The organism is Azospirillum oryzae (assembly GCF_900177515.1).
GTDB classification, from domain to species: domain Bacteria; phylum Pseudomonadota; class Alphaproteobacteria; order Azospirillales; family Azospirillaceae; genus Azospirillum; species Azospirillum oryzae_A.
On sequence record NZ_FXAK01000010.1, the window covers coordinates 416,229 to 433,204 of the forward strand.

General features: G+C 66.2%; 13 protein-coding genes. 7 read left to right on the forward strand and 6 right to left on the reverse strand.

Annotated elements, in window-relative coordinates; translation table 11 throughout:
* Positions 1-207 precede the first annotated feature (207 nt).
* The 4 genes from B9N97_RS33635 to B9N97_RS33650 are packed head-to-tail and all read left to right on the forward strand — an operon-like array spanning position 208 to position 4,849.
* Complete coding sequence (locus tag B9N97_RS33635) at positions 208-1,173, forward strand: GDP-L-fucose synthase family protein (RefSeq protein ID WP_085092159.1); 966 nt, start codon at positions 208-210, stop codon at positions 1,171-1,173.
* A gap of 6 nt (positions 1,174-1,179) precedes the next feature.
* The gene (locus B9N97_RS33640) at positions 1,180-2,460 is read left to right on the forward strand and encodes a glycosyltransferase family 4 protein (protein WP_085092160.1); all 1,281 of its coding nucleotides are present in this window, start codon (positions 1,180-1,182) and stop codon (positions 2,458-2,460) included.
* A complete protein-coding gene (locus B9N97_RS33645) occupies positions 2,457-3,698 on the forward strand; it encodes a glycosyltransferase family 4 protein (protein ID WP_085092161.1) in 1,242 nt (413 codons plus the stop codon). The genes B9N97_RS33640 and B9N97_RS33645 overlap by 4 nt, the downstream gene beginning before the upstream one ends.
* Before the next feature lie 2 nt (positions 3,699-3,700).
* Complete coding sequence (locus tag B9N97_RS33650) at positions 3,701-4,849, forward strand: glycosyltransferase family 4 protein (RefSeq protein WP_085092162.1); 1,149 nt, start codon at positions 3,701-3,703, stop codon at positions 4,847-4,849.
* A gap of 22 nt (positions 4,850-4,871) precedes the next feature.
* On the opposite strand, the gene B9N97_RS33655 is transcribed toward B9N97_RS33650, so the two are convergent.
* Positions 4,872-5,348 carry an Lrp/AsnC family transcriptional regulator gene (locus tag B9N97_RS33655; RefSeq protein ID WP_085092163.1) on the reverse strand — a complete coding sequence of 159 codons (477 nt, stop codon included), beginning with the start codon at positions 5,346-5,348 and terminating at the stop codon, positions 4,872-4,874.
* 136 nt (positions 5,349-5,484) lie between these two features.
* Here B9N97_RS33655 and hppD point away from each other — a divergent pair, with 136 nt between their 5' ends.
* Positions 5,485-6,558, forward strand: a complete 1,074-nt coding sequence (hppD, locus tag B9N97_RS33660; RefSeq protein ID WP_085092164.1) for a 4-hydroxyphenylpyruvate dioxygenase — start codon at positions 5,485-5,487, stop codon at positions 6,556-6,558.
* A 61-nt stretch (positions 6,559-6,619) separates the two neighbouring features.
* Here hppD and B9N97_RS33665 read toward each other — a convergent pair whose 3' ends face one another.
* The 4 genes from B9N97_RS33665 to B9N97_RS33680 form a co-directional block, all read right to left on the reverse strand.
* A complete protein-coding gene (locus tag B9N97_RS33665) occupies positions 6,620-7,402 on the reverse strand; it encodes an anti-sigma factor family protein (RefSeq protein WP_085092165.1) in 783 nt (260 codons plus the stop codon).
* Positions 7,399-7,914, reverse strand: a complete 516-nt coding sequence (locus tag B9N97_RS33670) for a sigma-70 family RNA polymerase sigma factor (RefSeq protein WP_085092166.1) — start codon at positions 7,912-7,914, stop codon at positions 7,399-7,401. Before B9N97_RS33670 ends, B9N97_RS33665 begins: the two co-directional genes overlap by 4 nt.
* Positions 7,915-8,134: 220 nt before the next feature.
* A complete protein-coding gene (locus B9N97_RS33675) occupies positions 8,135-9,598 on the reverse strand; it encodes a YncE family protein (protein ID WP_085092167.1) in 1,464 nt (487 codons plus the stop codon).
* Positions 9,595-10,086: a DUF305 domain-containing protein gene (locus B9N97_RS33680; RefSeq protein ID WP_085092168.1), complete on the reverse strand. Its 492-nt coding sequence runs from the start codon at positions 10,084-10,086 to the stop codon at positions 9,595-9,597. The genes B9N97_RS33675 and B9N97_RS33680 overlap by 4 nt, the downstream gene beginning before the upstream one ends.
* Before the next feature lie 279 nt (positions 10,087-10,365).
* On the opposite strand from B9N97_RS33680, the gene B9N97_RS33685 reads away from it, so the two are divergent.
* Positions 10,366-11,697 (forward strand): ISNCY family transposase, encoded by a 1,332-nt coding sequence (locus tag B9N97_RS33685; protein WP_085083673.1) that lies wholly within the window; start codon positions 10,366-10,368, stop codon positions 11,695-11,697.
* Between the two features lie 318 nt (positions 11,698-12,015).
* Here the strand turns inward: B9N97_RS33685 and B9N97_RS33690 are convergent, their stop codons facing one another.
* Positions 12,016-13,224, reverse strand: coding sequence for an AI-2E family transporter (locus tag B9N97_RS33690; protein ID WP_085092169.1), 1,209 nt, complete (start codon positions 13,222-13,224; stop codon positions 12,016-12,018).
* Positions 13,225-13,625: 401 nt separating this feature from the next.
* On the opposite strand from B9N97_RS33690, the gene B9N97_RS33695 reads away from it, so the two are divergent.
* The gene (locus tag B9N97_RS33695) at positions 13,626-16,778 is read left to right on the forward strand and encodes a carbohydrate-binding domain-containing protein (RefSeq protein WP_085092170.1); all 3,153 of its coding nucleotides are present in this window, start codon (positions 13,626-13,628) and stop codon (positions 16,776-16,778) included.
* Positions 16,779-16,976: the final 198 nt, after the last annotated feature.

Consider the following 16,976-nt stretch of genomic DNA (forward strand, 5'->3'; position numbering starts at 1 on the left):
TTCTCTGCCCCCTCCCTAACCCTCCCCCTCCCCCTCTTTGTCGAGGGAGAGGGAACTGCCGCTGTCCTTTGAAAGGACTGCAGCAAGCGTTCTACCCCCTCTCCCGCGATCGGACCGGCCTTTGGCCGGCCGAGGGCGGGGGAGGGATGGGGAGGAGGCAAACAGGCCTCCACCCCCAAGACACCTCTTCATCAGGAGACGGCCCGCATGGACCGCAACAGCCGTATCTTCGTCGCCGGCCACCGGGGACTCGTCGGATCCGCCATTCTGCGGCAGCTGACTGAGGCCGGGCACACCGACCTCGTGATCCGTGACCGGTCGCAGCTCGACCTGACCGATCAGGCGGCGGTGCGCGCCTTCTTCGACCGCGAGGGGATCGAGCATGTGATCCTGGCCGCGGCGAAGGTGGGCGGCATTCTCGCCAACGACCGTTTCGGCGGCGACTTCATCCGCGACAACCTGCTGATCCAGAACAACGTCATCGACGCCGCCTGGCGCGCCGGCGTGAAAAAGCTGCTGTTCCTGGGCTCCTCCTGCCTCTACCCGAAGCATGCGGAACAGCCGATCAAGGAGGAGGCGCTGCTGTCCGGCCCGATGGAGCCGAGCAACAAGCCCTACGCCGTCGCCAAGATCGCCGGCATCACCATGTGCCAGGCCTACCGGCGCCAGTACGGCTTCAACGCCATCTGCGCCATGCCCTCCAACCTGTACGGCCCCGGCGACCATTTCGATCCGGAGACCTCGCACGCGCTGCCGGGGATGATCCGCCGCTTCCACGACGCCAAGCTGGCGGGCGATCCGACGGTCACCCTGTGGGGCACCGGCAAGCCGCGGCGCGAGTTCCTCTATGTCGACGACATGGCGGACGCCTGCCTGCATCTGATGGATCATTACGACAGCGGGGAGATCATCAATGTCGGTCCCGGCGACGACATCGCCATTGCCGACCTCGCAGCATCGATCCGCGACACCGTCGGCTACACCGGCACGCTGACCCACGATCTGAGCAAGCCCGACGGCCATCCGCGCAAGCTGATGGACGTGTCGCGCCTGTTCGCCACAGGCTGGCGCCCCAAGGTGTCGCTGGAGGAGGGGCTGCGCCGCACCTACGCCTGGTTCCTGGAGAACGCCGCTCCGGAACGCCAGCAGGCTCCGAAGCAGGCTGCGGAGTAAAGGCCGATGCCGGACGATTCCATCCATCTGCGGGAGCCGGTCACCGACCGGCCGTCCAGCTCTCTTTCCCTGGCGGACGTGCCGGTGCCGGAGGAGCTGCTGCTCGTGGCGCAGAGCTATTGGCCGGAACCGGCCGGCAGTGCGCCGATGATGACCGACCTCGCCACCGCCTTCGCGGCGGCCGGGGCCGAGACCACGGTGCTGACCGCGCGTCCCAACTATCCCGGCAACAGGGTCTATGACGGCTACGCCGACGGGTCGCAGGACAGCAAGACGGTGGACGGGGTGCTGATCGAGCGGCTGCACACCATCCCGCCGGCCGGCGGCGGCATGAAGGCCCGGCTGATCCACGAGGGCGTGCTGCATGCCGGCTTCGCCGCTGCCCGCGTCCGCGGCCGGGTCGGGCGGCACAGCGCCGTGTTGTCGCTCTGCCCGTCGATCCTTTCGGTGGGCGTCGCCGACCGTTTCAAGGCACCGGGCGGGCGCCACGTCGCCATCGTCCACGACATCCAGTCCGGCCTTGCCGGCGCGCTGGGGATGGGCGGCAAGGCGGCGGTCAAGGCAATCCGCGCCATGGAGCGCCGGGCGCTGAACCGCGCCGACGCCATCGTCGTCCTGTCGGAGCCGATGCGCGGCGTGCTGGAGGAGCTGGGCGTCACCCGGCCGATCCATGTGATCCCGCCCCATGTCGATGCCGACGCGGTCTATCCGCTGCCGCGTCCCGACCAGCCGCCGACGGCGCTTTACAGCGGCGCTTTCGCCCGCAAGCAGGGGCTGGAGCAGGTGTTGGACATGGCAGGCCATCTGGCGGAGCTGATGCCGCGGGCGCGGATCAAGCTGCGCGGGCAGGGCGGCCTGGAGGAGGAGCTGAAGTCGCGCGCCCGCGCCATGGGGCTGGGCAACGTGATCTTCCAGCCGCTGGCGCCCAAGGACCAGCTGAACGAGGCGATGGCGGAGGGGGACGTCCATCTCGTGCCCCAGCGGCCCGAGGGGGCGGCCTTCGCCATGCCCGGCAAGGCGGTGACCATCCTCGCCGCCGGCCGGCCCTTCGTCAGCACCTGCCTGCCGGGATCGGCGCTCGCCACGCTGGAGGCGCAGGTCGGCGCCTTCCTGTGCACCCCGCCGGAGGAGCCGCGCGCCATGGCCGAGGCGGTGGCGGCCCTGCTGTCGGACCCCGCCCGCGCCACCGCCATGGGCCGCCGCGGCCGTGCCTGGGTGGAGGCGAACGCCACCCGCGCCGTGGCGCTCGACCGCTACGCCCGCCTTCTGTTGGGAGAGGCAGCATGAAGAAGCCCGCGCTGGTCTTCAGCTGGGAGATGTTCGGCCCCTACCATATGGACCGGATGGAAGCGGTCGGCCGCCGGCTGGGCCACGTCTATGACGTGATCGGGCTGGAGGTCGGGTCGAAATCGCACACCTACGCCTGGGATTCGACCGGTTCCGGGCAGAATTTCCGCAAGATCACCCTGTTTCCCGGCCAGTCGAAGGCGGACCTGTCCACGGCCACGGTGTACCGCGCGCTGCTGCGCGAATGCCGGCGCGTCGACGCCCGCTATGTCTTCCTGTGCCATTACGAGGATCCGGACGTCTTCGCGCTCGCCCTGACCATGCGGCTGATGGGGCGCAAGGTCATCAACATGAACGCGTCCAAATACGACGACAAGCCGCGCATCCTGTGGCGGGAGATGGTAAAGAGCGTCTTCTATTCCCCCTATCAGGCGGGGATCGGCGGAAGTCACCGCACGGTGGATTACTTCCGTCTGTTGGGACTCCCGAAGGATCGGCTCTATATCGGGTATGACACGCTGTCGTTGGACCGCATCCGCCGACTGTCCGGGATGGAGCCGGCCCCTGGGGGAGTACCCTTCGCCGACCGCCACTTCACCATCATCGCGCGCTTCGTCCCGAAGAAGAACTTGTTCCGGGCGGTCGAAGCCTACGACATTTACCGGCAGTTGGCCGGTCCGGCCGCCCGTCCGCTCCACCTCTGCGGATCCGGTCCGCTGGAGGCGGAATTGCGGGCCGAGGTGACGCGGCGCGGTCTGGACGGGTCGATCATCTTCCGCGGCTTCCTGCAGGAAAAGGGGATCGCCGAGACGCTGGGATCGACGCTCTGCCTGCTTCTGCCGTCGCTGGAGGAGCAGTTCGGTCTGGTGGTGAACGAGGCTTTGGCCATGGGCGTGCCGACCATCCTGTCCGACCAGTGCGGCGCGCGCGACGTGCTGATCCGCAGCGGGCTGAACGGCCACATCGTGGAGCCGGACAACCCCGAGGGGCTGGCGCGCTACATGCTGTCGGTCGCAGGGGACGAGGACGAGTGGCGCCGTCTGAGCCTGAACGGGCGGCCCTTCCAGGCGTTGGCCGACGCCAGCTTCTTCGCCCAGTCGGTGGAGAAGGCCGTGGTGGCGCTGGGCGGCCCCAAGGCGGAGCGCAGCGCGGACACGGACTATGTGTCCGACTATTCCGCCGGTCCGGAGGGTGGCCAGCATGGCCGGTCGACCGGAGCGGCATTGACCGGGAGTTGACGATGGAACGGAACGCGCGCACCCATGTGGTCGTCTCCGGGCGCCTGCCGCCTCCGGTGGACGGGATGAGCCGGGTGACGGCCCTGGTGCTGGAGCGTCTGCAGGACCGCATGCGGGGGCGCGGCCGCGTGGAGGTCGCCGACCTGTCGCCCGGCTGGAACGGCGGCGGCGTCGCCTACCATCTGCGCAAGATGACGCGGGTGTTCGGCACCATGGGCCGGCTCGCCGCCGGGCTGCGGAAAGCCGACCGCCGTTTCTACATGCCGGTGGATTCGGGCTGGGGCACGCTCTACACCGCGGCATTGGCCGGGACCGCGCGGCTGTTCGGCTACGAGCAGGTGCTGCACCATCACTCCTTCGCCACCATCAGCAAACCGACCTGGCGGATGCGGCTGCTGACCCGCGTGGCCGGCGCCGACTGCACCCATGTGCTGCTGTGCCCGGCGATGCAGATGCGCTTCCAGTCGATCTATCCGGCGGCGCGCACCTGCATGACCATGTCGAACGCCATCTTCTCCACGCCCGACGCGGCCCCGCGCCCGCGGCGCGACGGTCCCCTGCGCATCGGCCACCTGTCGAACCTGTGCGGCGAGAAGGGCCTGGACACGCTGTTCGCCCTGCTGCGCGCCTTGCAGCTGGAGGGGGTGGACGCCAAGCTGGTGCTGGCCGGACCCGGGCTGAAGCCGAGGGACAACGCGATGGTCGCCGCCGGGCTGATGGCCTTCGACGGGGCGGTGGAATATCACGGCCCGGTGCATGGCGAGGCCAAGGAGGCCTTCTACCGCGACATCGACGTCTTCGTCTTCCCGACCCAGTACCGCAACGAGGCGCAGCCGCTGGTGCTGTTCGAGGCGATGGCCGCCGGCGTGCCGGTGCTGGCATACGAGCGCGGCTGCATCGGCTCCGACATTCCGGCCGACGGGCTGGTGCCGCGGGACGCCGACTTCGTCAAGGCGGCGCTGCCGATCCTGGCGGCCTGGGCCGACGACCGCGAGGCGCTCGCCGCCGCCTCAGCCCAGACGCTGACCCGTGCCCGGGTGGCCTTCGAGACCAGCCGCACCGGCCTGGACCTGCTGCTCGACCGCATCGCCGGCCCGCATCCTGCAGCAGCCGCCGCGGCCGTGCAGGCCAAGCGCCGCGTGGCGGGGTAGGGGAGAGAGGCGAGGTGGGGCGCTACGCCCCACCCCCCAGCGGTAGCGCCGTCTCGAACTTGATTTCCTTCAGGGCGAAGTTGGAGCGGATGCGGACCTGGAAGGGCAGCTGGAAGACGAACTCCTCCAGGAAGCGGTTGTAGTCGGCGATGGCCCGCACCGCGACCCGCAGCAGATAGTCCGCATCGCCCGACACCGCATAGCATTCCAGCACCTCCGGCCGCTTGCGCACCGCGTCGATGAAGACGGCGGCGGTCTCGGCCGAATGGCGGTCCAGCGTCACATGGGCGAAAACGCACTCGCCGACCGACGCCGCCTTGGGATCGACCAGCGCCGTGTAGCGGCGGATCACCCCGGTCTCCTCCAGCGACTTCAGACGGCGCCAGCAGGAGGACGGCGAGGTGCCGACGCGGTCGGCCAGCTCCTGCACGGTCAGGCGGGAGTCCTCCTGCAGGGCGACCAGAATTCTGATGTCGATTTCCGATAGGGCGGCGGACAATGGCAAATTTCTCCGGATCAGCAGAAGAGGACGGAAAATCCTGCCAAAATCATAGGAGTGCCTGCCCCACTTTGAAAGCTATTTCCACCGATAGTCCGGCATACTGATCGCAGAATGAACCAAGGGAGAGGCGATCATGGCCGACATGTGGGAAAACCCGATGAAGACCGACGGATTCGAGTTCATCGAATTCACCGCGCCGGACACGGTGGCTCTGGGCCGCCTGTTTGAGCAGCTGGGCTTCACCGCCGTCGCCCGCCACCGGTCGAAGGACGTCACGCTCTACCGCCAGGGTGACGTGAACTTCATCGTCAATGCCGAGCCGTCGGGCTTCCCGCGCAACTTCGCCGCCCAGCACGGCCCGTCGATCTGCGCCATCGCCTTCCGCGTCGCCGACGCCGCCTTCGCCTACCGCCGGGCCGTCGACCTCGGCGCCTGGGGCGTCGAGAACCGCGTCGGCGCGATGGAACTGAACATCCCCGCCATCAAGGGCATCGGCGATTCGCTGATCTACCTCGTCGACCGTTATGGCGAGCGCGGCAGCATCTATGAGGTCGATTTCGTGCCGCTGCCGGGTGTGGACCAGCATCCCAAGGGCGCCGGCCTGACCTACATCGACCACCTGACCCACAACGTCCACACCGGGCGGATGGAGGAGTGGGCCGACTTCTACACCCGCCTGTTCGGCTTCCGAGAGATCCGCTATTTCGACATCGAGGGCAAGCTGACCGGCCTGCGCTCGAAGGCGATGACCAGCCCCTGCGGCAAGATCCGCATCCCGATCAACGAGTCCGCCGACACCAAGTCGCAGATCGTCGAATATCTGCGCGACTACAAGGGCGAGGGCATCCAGCACGTGGCGCTCGGCACCAACGACATCGTCCACACCGTGGAGACGATGCGCGGCATGGGCACGCCGTTCCAGGACACGCCCGACACCTATTACGAGCGTGTCGATGCCCGCGTGCCCGGCCATGGCCAGGACCTGAAGCGCCTGCAGGCGAACCGCATCCTGCTCGACGGCGCCCCGACCGAAGGCCAGGGCCTGCTGCTGCAGATCTTCACCCAGAACGTCATCGGCCCGATCTTCTTCGAGATCATCCAGCGCATCGGCAACGAGGGCTTCGGCGAGGGCAATTTCAAGGCGCTGTTCGAATCCATCGAACTCGACCAGATCCGCCGCGGCGTGCTGAGCGAGAACGCCGCCTGAGCCTCACGCGCCTTTGTCGGCAGGGTTCCGAACGCCGTCCGGTCGCGAGGCCGGGCGGCGTTTACGCATCGTTGCCGATCTGACGCCGCACCTCGTCGGCAATCGGATGCAGAAGTGACTGCGCATCGGCAGGACCCACCAGACTGTAGCCCATGCCCTTGGCCGCCCATGAAAAGCCGCTGGCCGCCGCCTGGCTCAGGGGCTGCATCGGGACGTCGTGATCGACTGCCATCGGGCGACTGAGCATGACGAGGCGCGTGCCGCGGTCGTTGTCATACATGAAGAGCGCTGCCGGCCCGTGCGGGGTTGCGACGACACGTCCGCCCATGAAGCGGTAGCCCGACGCTTCGAGGTCGGGGGCTGCGATCTGCCGCCCCAGGCGCGTCGAGATCCAATCGGCAAGTTCGGTGCCGGCACCGGCACGCAGTTCGACGGGACGGACATGGTCGGGACCGTAGACGGCATAATTGTCCGCGGCCTCCTGGCCAAGCGAGGCGATGCCTTGCAGCGGCGGGCCGGACCACCCCCGCATCGTCCAGCCGCCGGCGCCGCCCAAGCCGATCAACAGGACGGCCGCCGCCGCTGCCGCCCACCAGGGCAGGCGGGATCGGCGTCCGTGACCTTCCGCGATGTGCCGGACGTTGAGCGCCGCGGGGACCGGTTCGTCGGAGATCGGCAAGAGAAGGGCTCTGAGTTCGCCGCGTTGAGCAGCGTACCCGTTCACGCGCTCCGCCACGTCGGGATGGGCCTCCAGATAGGCCGCCACCTCGGCCAGCCGAGCGGGATCGAGGCGCTGGTCGACGAAGGCGTTGAGATCGTCCTCGGTGATCGGACGACTGGTCATTTCACCCTCCGCAAATGGGGTCGTTCGGCGGGTTCGGCCGGCATGTCCTTGATGCTCTTCAGCAGCTTTTCGCGCGCACGCGACAGGCGTGACATCACGGTCCCTATTGGAACATCCAGAACCTTGGCTGCATCCGCATAGGAAAGGTCCTCGATGCTGACAAGCAGAATGACCGCGCGCTGATCCTCGGGAAGTGCTGCGAGCGCATGCAGCAGGGCGCGGTGGTGCAGGCCATCCTCCTGCGATGGAGGCGTCGAGAGCCAGTTTTCGGCGGACTCGACGCTGATGTCCGAAGATCGCGGGGCCCTGCGCTTCAACTCCGTCATCGCCAGGTTATGGAGGATGGTGAAGACCCAGCTGCGGGTGTCGCCGCCGACCCGACGCTGACTCCAATGGGCGATCGCGCGTTCCAGGCAGTCCTGAACCAGATCGTCGGCCGCCGTGCGGTCGCGAAGCAGCGAACGCGCGTATCGGCGAAGCGCCGGAATGAGGGGTTCGAGAAGTTCGATCATGATCGGACATCGTGCGACTGTAGACTATGATACGCGGTCAGAAAAATTCTGACCGCTGCGTTCATGCGCCACGCAGGCTTCGCGCCTTTCGGCGCGCGCCCGCAGTCGCGGGCGACACCGGGTTTGGAAAGTCAGAACTTTCCGAACCCGGTATGAGACTTGTGCGGCGATGGACTTTGGGCCAGCCCACCCGCTGCGTTCGCGGCGGGCGGGCCGAATGCTACCGCGCCTGGATTTGGACGACGGCGCCGGGCTGGGCCGCCGTGCCCTCGGCGATGACCAGATACCGCTTTTCGGCTTTCGTGGTGCTCTGCACGATCTGCCGGATCGGCCCCGACGCATTGACGATCGCGGATCCGGCCGGATTCGTCATGAACGCGGCGAGCGGCTGCAATGCTCCTCGGCCGGTTCCGGTCTCGGCCAGCGCCAGCACATAGGGCTTCTTGGGCTCCAGGCCCGTCACGGAGGCCTGAAGAACCTGGATCAGGCCCTGTTCGAACAACGACACCGTCGTGACGACCTTACCGGGTTTCCCGTTCGCCGAGACCGCAAGATCAAGATGCGCCGCCTGCCCGGCGATTCCGAGCGGTGTCAGGTTGTCGGTGCCGGGGCCCTCGGGCACAGCGTCGGGCACATAGGTGATCGCCTGCGGTGCCTGACCGATGGGCACGGTCGCGATCACCTTGTTCGTCAGGGTATCGATCGCGGCCATCCCGTCCGCATTCTCCAGCCCGACATAGATGCGGCTGCCGTCGCCGGAGGGCCAGATGCCATGCGGCAGGTTGCCGACGGGGATGGTCGCGACCTGCTCGAACGTATCGGTGCGAAAGACCTTCACTTCGTTCAGGCCGCCGACGGTGACGTAGGCGAATGTCCCATTGGCGTTGTGCGCGAAATTGACGTGGTTGGTGATCGGGCCGGTGTCGAGCGTCTTGATCACGTCGAACGGCGGCTGGGCGTTGAAGATCTGGGTCTTGCCGACATCCTTCAGCGTGAACCAGACCTGTTGGCCGTCCGGGGTCGCCGCGATATTCGGGCAGAATGGACTTGCCTGCTGGACACGGGCGACGATCTGGTGGTCCGCCACGCTGACGACGTCCGTCTCCGGGTTGAAGGACGAGCAGATGTAGCCGTATTTTCCGTCCGGCGAGAAGATCTGCATGCCGGGGCCGTTCGGCGTCTTGATGCGGGTCTTCTCTTCGAAGGTCTTGGCATTGAGGACCGCGACATAATCCTCGCCGCGCACGGTGACCCAGACCTCGCTGCCGTCCTGAGTGTAGAACGCTTCGTGAGGCGAGCGTCCGACATAGGTGGTGTGCTTGACCGAATTGGTGGCCGTGTCGATGAAGGTGACCGAGTTGGAGCCGATCGACACGACCGCGATGGTCTTGCGGTCGGGCGAGAAGCCCATGCCATGGACCAGGACCTGCCCCTTGTAGAGAGGACTGAAGTTCGCCGGCTGCGGATCGCCCAGTCGAATGACGCCGAGGACCTTGTTGTCGACGGGATCGATGACCGAAACCGTGTTCGAGAACTGTTCGGCCGCGTAGACGCGATCACGATGGCTGATCGGGAAATCCGGCGCGGTGCTGGCGTACGGCGCTTGCCCGGCATAGGCGGGCAGATTCCCGGCAAGCACGGATCCGGCGATCATCGCCAGCGTGGAAAGCAGACGAATCTTCATCGGGACTGATCCTTATTCATGTGCATGTGCATGTGCATTGGAGACGGGGCGGTCTTCAGATCCTGTGATTGAGGCTGGACCTGGGTCGGCACCGGCATGGACGGCGGCAGCGGCTGCCCCAACGCCATGCGCATGGCGGCGATCTCCTGCTGCTGCTCGACGATGATCTCTTGGGCGATGCGCCGAAGCTGCTCGTTCTTCCCATAGCGCAGTTCGGCGAGCGCCATGTCGATTGCGCCCTGATGATGAGGAATCATCATCGCGGTGAAGTCCGCGTCGACATCGCCCGTTGGCTTGACCGCCATGCCGGACATCATTTTGTCCATGGCGACGGTGTTTTCCGCGAGGAACGGGGCTTCCTCGTCGAGTGCGGCCGTTGCGGGCGGCTCGATTGAAGCAGCGTCGGCGCTTTGGGCTTCGGCCTGCCTCGACGTCGCTATTCCGGCCATCAGGACGAGGGCTATGGCTGCCACTGTGGAATGTCGCATAAGGAAATCCTCGGTGTGTCTCGCCGCGGTCTTGCGGGGGTGGACCGGCGGCGAACCGGTTTATTCCGCGACCTCCGACATTTTTTCTTCCCGGCACCGGTAAGCCCGTCGGATCATGTGCCGAGCCAGGCCGCAATCGACGGAGCTGCGCCCGTCACCAATTTCCATAATTCAACTTATGTGTCACTTGTGTGTGTAGGCGCAAAGCTAAAATGTCAGTCCAGCGCAACATAGAAGTGTCAGTCTTCCATCCGGTTTTCGACGGCTGGGAGGCTGGCGATGGGCTGGATCACGATGAGCGAACGGGACTTGCAACGGGTCGAGGTTCTCGGCGAGGTGCTGAGCGGTCGCCGTGGGATCGGATCGGCGGCGTCGGTTCTGGCTTTGAGCGAGCGTCAGGTGTGGCGGCTTCTGGCGCGCTACAAGGCCGGTGGCGGCGGTGCTTTGGTTCACCGGGGGCGCGGCCGTCCATCGAACCGGCGGCTTGGCGATGATGTGCGGGAGCGGGCGCTGGAGTTGGTTCGCAGCCGGTATGGCGATTTCGGCCCGACCCTGGCGGCGGAACTGCTGCGGGACAAGCATGGGCTGACGGTCTCGCGCGAGACGTTGCGCCAGTGGATGACGGACGCTGGTCTGTGGTTGTCGCGTCGGCAGCGCCGGCAGTTCCACCCTCCCCGGCTGCGCCGCGAGCGGTTCGGCGAGTTGATCCAGATCGACGGCAGCGAGCACCGCTGGTTCGAGGATCGCGCCGATCCCTGCACGCTTCTGGTGTTCATCGACGATGCGACAGGCCAGTTGATGCAGCTTCGCTTCGCTCAATCGGAGAGCGCCTTTTCCTACTTCGAGGCGCTGGAGGGCTATCTGAACGCCCATGGCCGGCCGTTGGCCTTCTACTCGGACAAAGCCACGGTGTTCCGGGTTCCACAGCGCGAGGCGAAGGGGGGCCAGGGCATGACGCAGTTCGGCCGGGCCTTGGCGGAATTGAACATCGAGATCCTGTGTGCCAACTCCAGCCAAGCCAAAGGGCGGGTCGAGCGGGTGAACCGGACGCTGCAGGACCGGCTGGTGAAGGAGTTGCGGCTGGCCGGCATCACCGGCATCGAGGCGGGCAACGCCTTCCTGCCCGGCTTCGTCGAGCGCTTCAACGCCCGCTTTGCCCTGCCCCCTTCCCGGCCGGACGATCTGCACCGGCCGTTGAACATCGCGCCGGATCGGCTGCGCCAGGTGCTGTGCTGGCGCGAACAGCGCCATGTCGGGCAGCAGCTGACGCTGTCCTACGAGCGCAAGCTGATCATGCTGGAGGAAACCGAGCTGACGCGGGGGCTGGTTGGCCAGTATGTCGACACCTACGCCTTCGCCGATGGCCGTCTGGAGGTGCGATGGAAGGGGGTGGCCTTGTCTTATCGGGCCTTCGACAAGGACCAGCGGGTCACCCAGGCCGACGTTGTGGAGAACAAGCGGCTGAGTGCGGTGCTGGCCCAGGTGAAGGAGATGCAGGAGAGCCGACCTCCACCTCGGGTGAAGACCAACAGCGAGAAGACCGGCTACCGCAAGACAGGCCGGCGCAAGCGGCAGGGCGGACCACCCGACAGTGCCTGCGCGGCCGACTGACCGCAGGTGTTTGCCCCCGACTTGAAGACCCGATGCGGCCGGCATTTCTGGCAGCAGGATGATGGCTCGGCGATCGTCGCCGCCGTCAAGCCCTGCGCCTGCGGCGCACCGCAAAGCGGCGATGGGGCTTGACCGCGCCGCCGAGCCGATCCCAAACGCATCCATGCCAGATATGCCGAAAAAGGCCGGCCCCCCGACACACCGTCAAGCCTAAGCCTGACCTACTGACATTCCTACTTTGCGCAAACCACTGACATTTCTATCCGGTTGCAACATTGTGCGCCGCAAAATCGCGGTTCCGCTTTCACTCCGCCGCCCTCACTCCGGATGGGTGTGGGCGTCGAAGCGTTCGCGGTCGCTCTTGTCGCTCATGAAGATGGCGAAGGGCCGCAGGGCGTCGGCGTGGTTCAGGGTGATGGCGATCAGCACAGCCATCGGTGCCGCCAGCAGCGCACCGGCGGCTCCCCACAGCCAGCTCCACAGCAGAAGCGCGATCATCACCACCAGCGGCGAGATGGCCAGCTGCTTGCCCTGCATGTGCGGGGCCACGAAGTTGCCCATCACCTGCTCGATCACCAGCAGGCCGGCGGCGACGGCCATCGCGGTGCCGGCATCCTGCGTCGCCAGGACCAGCAGCACGGGCAGCGCACCGGCCACCACCGACCCGACCACCGGCACATAGTTCAGCAGGAAGGCCAGGAATCCCCACAGCAGAACCAGATCCACGCCGAACAGCGACAGCCAGCCGACATAAAGCGCGCCGGTGATCAGCCCCAGCACGCTGCTGACCACCAGATAGCGGCGGAACTGCTGGGCGATGGCGGTCACCGCCTCCACCGCCATGCGGCAGCGCTCGCGGCCCAGGGTCATGACGATCTTCTCGCGCCAGACCGGCGCCTCCAACTGCATCAGCAGCGACAGGAAGACGGTCAGCACCAGGATCGAGATCGTCTGCCCGGCGGACGACAGGGCGGTCTTGGCAAATCCGGTGATCGGGTCGACCGGCACCGTGCCGCCCTGCCCTGCCGCCTGCCCCGCCCCCTGTCCGGCTCCTTGGCCGCCTTGCGCCGCCGTCAGGTCGGCCTTGGCGCCCCGGATCCAGTGGTTCGCCTTGGCCCACAGCTTGCCCAGCGCTTCGGCATATTGCGGGAAATCCTCCGCCACCCGCTGCGCCACCAGGGCCATGCTGCCGAAGAAGGCGGCGAGGATGACCAGGATCAGCAGCATCGACGCGGTCAGCCCGAGCCAGGACAGGCGGCGCGGCACCTGCCCGCGCACCCAGCGGCCGACCGGCGCCACCGCGATCGCGACGAAGAAGGCGGACGTCAGTGGGATCAGGATGGACGCCGCCGCCTGCAGAACCCACAGCGAGGCCGCCGCGGCCAGCACGCCCAGCAGCCAGAGGGCGAGGTTGACGCGGTCGACGGGAGGCCTGTCCTGTCCCGGTCCCGGTTCCCGGCCGCCATCCCACCGCCCACCATCTGTTCCGCCGTCCACGCCCGCCGCCTCCGCCGCTTCGCTCCGCATCGTCGGGATGCTCGTTCTAGACGCGGCGCGGGGCCGTTCGGTTCCATTCAACCCGTCATTCATCCGGCAAGCGCGTTCGCCTATCCACGGGGAAAAGGCCAAGTCAAAGCATCAAAGAATTTCGGCATTTGAGCTTGTTTCTCAGCATCGCATCGACGCGGAACGGCCAAGCTCAAGTCGAGTGGGAAAAATCTGCCGAATGCATGCCCAATCCTTCATCGCATCAGCAAAGTTTCATTTTTGGCCAAATCATGCCCAATCGGCGATATCCCATTTTTGTCTCAGTTCTGCCACGGGAAACCCCCTCATTCATAATTTCCTAACCATAAGTGTTAGTACGCGATTAAGGCTAACGGACGAGCCTGCGGAACGAGGCGATACCCATAAAGCGGAGTTCCAAAATGGCTACCACCAACACCGACGGCACGATCCAGGTCACCTTCGCGGTCAATGCCTGGGGCACGGCAGCCGGCGGAAAATGGCCGCATTTTCAACTGCTTCTGGACGGCACCAGCATCGGCGAGGCCACCGTCTCCTCCGCCACCCAGTCGCGTTACGTCTTCACCGCCAACGTGCCGGCCGACAAGGCGCACGCGCTGCAGCTGGTCTACGACAACGACGACACGGTTAACGGCGTGGACCGCAACCTGTTCGTCAAGTCGTTCGAGGTGAACGACAAGACCATCCTGTCGATCGACCCGTCGGTCAAATACGACACCGGCAAGGTCGACGGCCTGAACGTCATCGGCGGGCAGACGGAGATGTACTGGCCGGGCGCGCTGAACGTGCCGCTGCCCGCCACGATGTTCTCGTCCGCCGCCACCTCCCCGGATGCGGATACCGCGGCCAGCATGACCACGACCATCAAGGTCAAGGCCTATGGCATCAGCGCCGGCGGGCAGGCCCCGCACTTCAAGCTGCTGGTGGACGATCAGGTGGTGGGCGATGCCTGGGTCAACGCCACCTCGGCCACCGACTACACCTTCACCGCCAAGGTCGACCCGAACGAAGCCCACAAGATCCAGGTCTGGTACGACAACGACGCCACCGTGAACGGCGTTGACCGCAACCTGTTCGTCAAGTCGATCAACATCGACGGCAAGACCATCGCGTCGACCTCCGACATGGCCTCCTACGACAAGGGTCCGGTGGACGGCAAATTCGTTGTCGCCGGCCAGGAAGGCCTCTTTTGGGGCGGCGCCCTGACCTTCGGCGTGCCCGAGGAGTATTTCGGCGGCGCCTATGTCCCGCCGCCCCCGCCGCCGCCGAGCAAGTCGGTGGACATCGTCGTCAACGCCTACGGCACCTCGGCCGGCGGACAGGCGGCGCATTTCAAGCTGCTGGTCGACGGGCAGGTGATCGGCGACGCCAAGGCCGCGGCCACCACCTCCGCCTACAAGTTCACCGCCAACGTCGATCCGACCAAGGCCCACACCGTCCAGGTCTGGTACGACAACGACGCCACCGTGAACGGCGTCGACCGCAACCTGTACGTCAAGTCGGTCGCCATCAACGGCCACACCGTCGCCGCCACCGACAGCATCGTCACCTATGACAAGGGTGCCGTCGACGGCAAGGACGTGGTCAAGGGCCAGGAAGGCCTGTTTTGGGGCGGCGCCCTGAACGTCAAGGCCGGCGCCGACCTGTTCGGCGACGCGCCCATCAACCAGACCCCGGTCCCGACCGCCCCGACCAAGCCGGCCTTCTACGTCGCCGCCAACGGCAAGGATACGTGGTCCGGCAAGCTGGCGGCCCCGAACGCCGACGGCACCGATGGCCCCTTCGCCAGCCTGGAGAAGGCCCAGGCCGCCATGCGGGCCAGCTCGACCATCGACACCACCTATGTCCGCGAGGGCACCTATCACCTGACCAAGACGCTGGAGCTGACCTCGCTCGACAACGGCCACAGCTTCCAGAACTATCCCGGCGAGAAGCCGGTCTTGAGCGGCGGCGAGGTGGTGAAGAGCTTCACCAGCGAGGGCAACGGCCTCTATTCGGCCAAGCTCGCCACCGCCAGCAACCTCGACCTGATCGTCGGCGACGTCCGCCAGCATCTGGCCGAGAAGTACGCCTATGACGCCGCCGACGTGACCAGCGGCTGGAAGTTCGCCGATGCGGCCTCAGGCGGCCCGAGCGGCTGGTACATCCGCTCCCACGGCACCGAGGTGACCAGCGCCGACATCCAGCCGGGCACGCTGATCCAGATCATGGATGCCGAGCGGCTGGGCGACACGCTGACCAGCATCGCCAGCTTCAACGCCTCCACCCGCACCATCATGCTGAAGAACGGCGCCTCCCTGCCGTTTGCGGAAGGCACCACCTACAAGCTGCTGAACAACGCCTCCTACGTCGATCAGGCGGGCGAGTTCGCGTGGCGCAACACGGACGGCAAGCTGCTCTACAAGGCGGCCAGCTCCGGCTTCGTCTCCACCGGGGTCGAGGTGCCGCGGCTGGGTACGCTGGTCAAGCTGAACGGCGCCAGCGACGTGACCATCGACGGGCTGACCTTCAAGAACACCACCACCGGCGGCGACGCCCTGCTGCTGAACAATGCCGACGGCAACCACATCAGCGACAACAGCTTCCTGAACGTCGGCACGGCGATCAAGCTGACCGCCGGCTCCTCCAACAACCAGATCGCCCACAACACGCTGAACCACATGGCCGAGAACGGCATCGAGATGGATGGCCGCAGCAACGGCAACAGCATCTATGCCAACACGATCAGCAACATCGGCGAAGTGCGCAAGGCGGTGGCCGGCATCATCGGCACCGGGGTGGACAACAACCTGATCTCCAACAACGACATCGACCACAGCGCGCGCTACGGCATCTCGTTCAAGGATTACGGCGGCACCACCAACACGGTGAACCACAACAACATCATCCAGTACAACCACATCTCCTACACCGGGCTGGAGACCGCCGACGACGGCGCCATCGAAATCCTGGGCCGGTCCAGCGCCAACACCGGCATGGTCATCCAGGGCAACTGGATCGAGCACGCCAACGGGCTGGCCACCAGCGCGCAGGATACCTGGATGTACGGCCAGAAGGGCTTCGGCATCTATCTGGACGACATGGCCGGCGGCATCACCGTCAAGGACAACTTCATCAAGGACGCCGACTGGGCCTCGGTGCAGATCCATGGTGGCGACAACAACGTGGTGACCAACAACTTCTCGGTCATCGCCAGCAACAAGGAAGACTTCATCCGCATCGAATGGCAGCCGGTGCACGGCACCGCCGGCGACCCGCACAACAACACGATCACCAAGAACGTGGTCATGGGCACCCTGCCGCTCGACGACTACACCGAGTTGCTGAGTGCCAACGACTTCGTCATCGACAACAACCTTGTCTACAACGTGCCGAAGTACGGCGATCACGATGTGGTCGGCAAGCCGATGTTCACCAACGCCTATTGGAACGACTATTCCCTGCAGGCATCCTCGCCGGCCTTCGCCATGGGCATCCACGATCTCGCCTGGGCGAAGATGGGCGCCGACGGCGTCGCCGCGGTCGGTCTGGAGCATTTCTGGGACGCCGTCTGACCAAGGCCCGGATACGGCGCATCGGGGCTACGCCTTCGATGCGCCGGCCCCGCGGCATGGGCGGGGCCCGTTTCGCTCGATGATCGGGCGGCGCGGGCTCCGCCCTTCCGCTTTTGGGGAAACCCGGTTCGAACTTTCCGCTGCTTGGCTCCCGCACCGCAGCGCACCATATGCAGGCCGCGCCCCGGTAACGGAACG